The following is a 5154-nucleotide window of genomic DNA, read 5'->3' as shown; positions in this document are numbered from 1 at the left end:
GCCCCGCCACCGACCAGACCGATCCCCCGCGCCACCATCCGGCTTCCCGCGCGCCGGTCGCCGGCGGATTCGTCCCGGATACACCGCTTCGCGGTGGAGAGGAGCATGACATGGCGCGACGATCAACCGACGTCCCACCCCGTCGGCGCGGTACCCGGTTGGCCGCCGCGCTCGCCGCGGTCACGCTCGCCGTGCCGGTGGGCATGACGGCGGGCACCCCCGCCGCCTCCGCGGCCACCGTCGGTGCCATCACCGGATACGGCGGCAAGTGCGTGGACGTGGCCGGCGCCAGCCCCGCCAACGGCACCCAGGTCCAGCTCTGGAGCTGCAACGGCAGCGCCGCCCAACAGTGGACCGTCGCCGATGACGGCACCGTCCGGGCGCTCGGCAAGTGCCTCGACGTCGCCGCCGCCGGCACCGCCAACGGCACCAAGGTGCAGATCTACGACTGCAACGGCACCGGGGCGCAGCAGTGGGCCGCCAACGGCACGCAGCTGGTCAACGCCGGCGCGGGCAAGTGCCTCGACGCGACAGGTCCCAGCTCCACCGACGGCACGCCGCTGCAGATCTGGACCTGCACCGGGGCCGCGAACCAGAGCTGGACGTTGCCCGGCGGCGGCACGACACCGCCCCCCTCCGGTGACTTCACCCATCCGGGCGTCATGGTCAGCCGCGGGCAACTCGACTTCGTCCGTGGCCGGGTGCAGGCCGGCGCGCAGCCCTGGACGTCGGCGTTCAACCAGATGATGAGCAGTCGCTACGCCTCGCTGTCCCGGATTCCGGCACCCCGGCCGGTCGTCGAGTGCGGTTCCTACTCGAACCCCAACAACGGCTGCACGGACGAGCGCGAGGACGCGATCGCCGCGTACACCGACGCGCTCGCCTGGTACGTCACCGGCGACAGCCGGTACGCCCAGAAGGCCATCCAGATCATGGACGCCTGGTCGGCCACGATCGCCTCGCACACCGGCAGCAACGCTCCCCTGCAGACCGGATGGGCCGGCTCGGTCTGGCCCCGCGCCGCCGAGATCATCAGGTACACGTACAGCAGCTGGCCCAACGTCAACCGCTTCGCCACGATGCTGCGCACCGTCTACCTACCGGTGGTCCGCAACGGCTCCAGCAGCAACGGCAACTGGGAGCTGACCATGATGGAGGCCGCGGTCGGCATCTCCGTCTTCCTGGAGGACCGGGCCGCCTACAACGCGGCGGTGACCCGGTTCCTCAACCGGACCCGCGCCTTTGTCTACCTGCCCAGCGACGGCCCCCTGCCGTACACCGTCCCCGGCAGCGGCCTGGACACCCCCGCCGAGATCATCGGCTACTGGCACGACCAGTCCACCTTCGTCGCCGGTCTCGCCCAGGAGACCTGCCGCGACTTCACCCACACCGGATACGGCATCTCGGCGATCTCGCACGTCGCCGAGACCTCCCGGATCCAGGGCCAGGACCTCTACCCGCAGGTCGGGGAGCGGCTGCGACACGCTCTCGGCTTCCACTCGCGCTACCAGCTCGGCGAGGCGCCGCCGGCCTGGCTCTGCGACGGAAGCCTCACCCGGGGTCTCGGCCCGATCACCGAGGTCGGCTACAACGCGCTCGCCAACCGGCTGGGCAACGCGATGACCAACACCCAGACCCTCACCCTGCAGCAGCGCCCCGCCGGCACCAACAACCTCTTCGTCGCCTGGGAGACGCTGACCCACGGCGACAACCCGAACTGACCCGTACGCCCTGGGCCGCCGCCGGGAGCGCGGCGGCGGCCCAGGGCGGCCCTGCGCTGCCTGGTGCGCCGTGCGGACACCCCCGGAGGATCAGCAGGCGGCCCGCCGCACCACAGCGCCATCCGGGGTCCCCGGCGGGGCCTCAACACGTGCCACGACGGCTCAACCGCTCTCAGCCCTGGGGCCCGTTCAGTCGGGCGAGACCGTCGGTGATGGCGGCGCGGAGCAGGTCGCCGTACTCGCCCGGAGCCAGCACGTCGACATGCTCCCGGGCCCGACCGAACGCCTCGCGCGCCCGGCCCGGATCACCGAGCCGCTCGTACGCGAGCCCCACACCGACGTGCAGCGACGGGTAGAAGCCGGCCACCCGCTCGTCGCCGGCCTTGTCGGCGCGGGCGAGCGCCTCCTGGTTCCACCACAGGACCTCCCCCGGGTCGTCCTGCTGGCGGGCCAGGTAGTGCGCCGCCACGCAGGCCTCGTAGTCGTCACCGCTCGCCTCCCACGCTCGGCGGAAGAGGGCACGAGCGTCCGCCGGCCGCCCCTCGGCCTCGGCGCGCATGCCGTCCTGGCAGAGCCGCAGCACCAGGTTGTCGAGATCCATCGCCCACTCCCTCTCCCTCGGTCAGCGACGGAGATCGTGCGGGCTCGACCGGCTCGAGGGTCAAGCCCGGCCGGGGCGGACCGTGATCAGCGCGACCGGGTGGTGTCGCCGACCGCGTCCCGCAGACCACGCTCGAGGTTGTCACGGGCCGCGCTGAGCGCGCGGATCCGCTCGTCGAGCAGGGCGAGCCTGCGCCGGGCGCGCGCGACCATGGCCGGATCACACACGCCGGCGGCCGGCCGCCGGCGTGTGTGATCCTGGGCGGCGTGGAACTCAGGCACCTGGAGTACTTCGTCGCGGTCGCCACGGAGCGCAGCTTCACCCGGGCCGCGAAACGGCTACACGTGGTGCAGTCGGCCGTCTCCGCCGCGATCTCCGCGCTGGAGCGGGAACTGGGCGCGTCCCTCTTCGAACGCAGCGCCCAGCGGGTGGAGCTGACCGACGCCGGCGAGGCGCTGCTGCCGCAGGCGCGCGCCACCCTCGACGCGGCGCAGGCCGCTCGGGACGCGGTGCACGAGGTCGGTCAGGAGCTGCGCGGGACGGTGGTCGTCGGGTGCCTGACCGGCGTGGGCGGGATCGACTTCGCGGGACTGCTCGGCGATTTCCACAGCCGCCACCCCCGGGTCGCCCTCCACCTGCGGGCGGCGACCTGGAACGGCTCCGCCGGACTGGCCCGGTCGCTGGTCGACGGCGAGATCGACGTGGCGTTCCTCGGGGTGAGCCCCCGGCCCTTCCCGAACCTCGACACGCGGATGCTGGTGCCGGTGCCCCAGGTGCTCGTGGTGCCGGCCGGGCACCGCCTCGCCGAGCGGGACAGCGTCGTGCTGGCGGACGTGGCCGAGGAGTCGTTCATCGACTACCCCCTCGGCTACGCGAACCGGACGACCAACGACCTCGCGTTCGACGCGGCCGGTCTGGAACGCCACATCGCCATGGAGGTGGGCGACGTCACCGTCGCCGCCGAGTTCGTCCGGCACGGGCTCGGAGTGACGATCCTGCCCGTGCGCAACGTGCCACCGGGGTCCGAGGTGAGGGCGCTGCCGGTCACCGACCAGTCGCTGGAGTGGGCGCTGCACGCGGCGACGGCCACCGGACGGCGGGTGAGCGCCGCGGCGAGCACCCTGCTCGGGATGGTGGACGGCCACCTCGAGCGTTGAACCTCTCGGCCCGCCGACGCACGGCGGGTGCGGTCGGGTGCGCCCGGCACGGCCGACACTCGTACGCGCTGTGACCCACTCCTCACCAGAAGGATCTTGATAGCTCAGATGTGGCATCGTGGCCAGGATGCAGCCGCAGGTGGATGCCGGTAAGCGCCACAGGCTGCCCGAACCGGTCCGGGTGGCCCTTCGGGTGCTCCGCGGCTACCGGCCGACCGTCGCGCGGATGCGCGCGCTGGTGCGCAGCATGGCGACCTCGTTCGTGGTGCTCGGCACCACGCTCTGGCTGCTGCCCGGGGTCACCGCGAGCGGGCTGGTCGCGATGCTGTGGCTGGTCGCGCTGGTGACGGCGGTCGGGGCGGTGCTGCGTCCGCTGCTGCTCGCGCTGGCCACCGCGCTGGGTGGGCTCGGCGCGCTCGCCATCGGGGTGGGTGTGCAGGCGGTCGTCATGTACGTGGCGCTGCGGCTCGACCCCGAGGCGCACGTGGCCGGTTTCGCGGTCGCGTTCGTCGCCGCGTGGGTCGCCGTGGCGCTGGCGGCGATCGTGAACTGGCTCGCCGACGCCGGCACGGACGACACGTTCGTCAGCGAGATCTTGCGGCTGATGACCCGGGTACGCCGGGCCGAGAGCCGCCGGCGACGTCCCGACCGGCGCTGGTGGCGGCGGAGCCGCCCGGAACCACCGCCGGCCGGGCGCCCCGCGGACGGGCTGCTCGTCATCCAGCTCGACGGTGTGGCCGCGCCGCTGGCGCAGTGGGCCGTACGGGCCGGGAACCTGCCGACGCTCGGCCGGTGGTTGCGCTCACGCAGCCACCGGATGACCCGCTGGCACACCGGGCTGCCGGCCACCACCCCGGCGGCCCAGGCCGGCCTGCTCCACGGTGACGTCCGTCACGTGCCGGCCTACCGGTGGTACGAGAAGGCGGCGGCTGACGGCAGCACCCCCGGACGGCTCGTGGTGACGAGCCGGCCCCGGGACGCCGCCGACATCGAACGGCGCCTCTCCACCGGCGACGGGCTGCTGCGCGACGGCGGGGTGAGCATCAGCACGGCCTTCTCCGGCGACGCGTCGACAAGCCTGCTCACCGTCAGCCGGGCCGGGCTGCCCGGGCGCTCCACCCCGGGCTACGCGGCGTTCATGACCAGCCCGTACGGTTTCGCCCGGGCCGTCGTGCTCAGCGCGGGGCAGGTGCTGCGCGAGCTGCACGAGGCGCGCCGTCAGCGGGTGCGCGGTGTGCAGCCCCGCGGTGACCGGCGCGGCTCGTACCTGGCGCTGCGCCCCCTGGCGAGTCTGCTCAACGACCTGAACGTCTCGCTCATCGCCGAGCAGATGGCCCGTGGCGCGCCGGTGATCTTCTGTGACTTCGTCGACTACGACGAGGTGGCCCACCACGCCGGCCCGGCCCGGCCGGAGGCGATGGCGGCGCTCGAGGCGCTCGACCACACGCTCGGCATCCTGGAGCGGCTGGCCGCCGAGGCGGCCCGGGATTACCACATCGTGGTGCTCAGCGACCACGGCCAGAGCCAGGGCGCCACCTTCCGCCAGCGGTACGGCGAGTCGCTCGCCCAGGTGGTGGCCCGGCTCGCGGCGTGGCCGGTCCTCTCGCCCGCCGGCGACGGCCGACCGGAACCCGCCGGGACGAGCGTCGAGGCGGCTGGGCGGGTGGAGCAGTGG

Annotated in this window: 5 protein-coding genes; 3 read left to right on the top strand and 2 right to left on the bottom strand. The window is 73.7% G+C overall.

Annotated features, from left to right (window positions below):
• The first annotated feature begins 110 nt into the window (after positions 1 to 110).
• Entirely contained in the window at positions 111 to 1721 is a 1611-nt protein-coding gene (locus E1211_RS30645) for a ricin-type beta-trefoil lectin domain protein (protein ID WP_132353489.1), read from the top strand.
• A gap of 172 nt (positions 1722 to 1893) precedes the next feature.
• On the opposite strand, the gene E1211_RS30640 is transcribed toward E1211_RS30645, so the two are convergent.
• The gene (locus E1211_RS30640) at positions 1894 to 2322 is read right to left on the bottom strand and encodes a hypothetical protein (RefSeq protein ID WP_132353488.1); all 429 of its coding nucleotides are present in this window, start codon (positions 2320 to 2322) and stop codon (positions 1894 to 1896) included.
• Positions 2323 to 2408: 86 nt separating this feature from the next.
• Positions 2409 to 2534, bottom strand: coding sequence for a hypothetical protein (locus E1211_RS33765; RefSeq protein ID WP_256371343.1), 126 nt, complete (start codon positions 2532 to 2534; stop codon positions 2409 to 2411).
• Positions 2535 to 2588: 54 nt separating this feature from the next.
• Between E1211_RS33765 and E1211_RS30635 the strand changes: the two genes are divergently transcribed.
• Both E1211_RS30635 and E1211_RS30630 read left to right on the top strand, forming a co-directional pair.
• Positions 2589 to 3479: a LysR family transcriptional regulator gene (locus tag E1211_RS30635; RefSeq protein WP_132353487.1), complete on the top strand. Its 891-nt coding sequence runs from the start codon at positions 2589 to 2591 to the stop codon at positions 3477 to 3479.
• Positions 3480 to 3606: 127 nt separating this feature from the next.
• A partial coding sequence (locus E1211_RS30630) for an alkaline phosphatase family protein (protein WP_207915569.1) occupies positions 3607 to 5154 on the top strand: 1548 nt, incomplete at its 3' end.

Source organism: Micromonospora sp. 15K316 (genome assembly GCF_004348525.1).
In the GTDB taxonomy this organism is placed as follows: Bacteria; Actinomycetota; Actinomycetes; order Mycobacteriales; family Micromonosporaceae; genus Micromonospora.
This window is presented reverse-complemented; position numbering and strand designations above follow the sequence as displayed.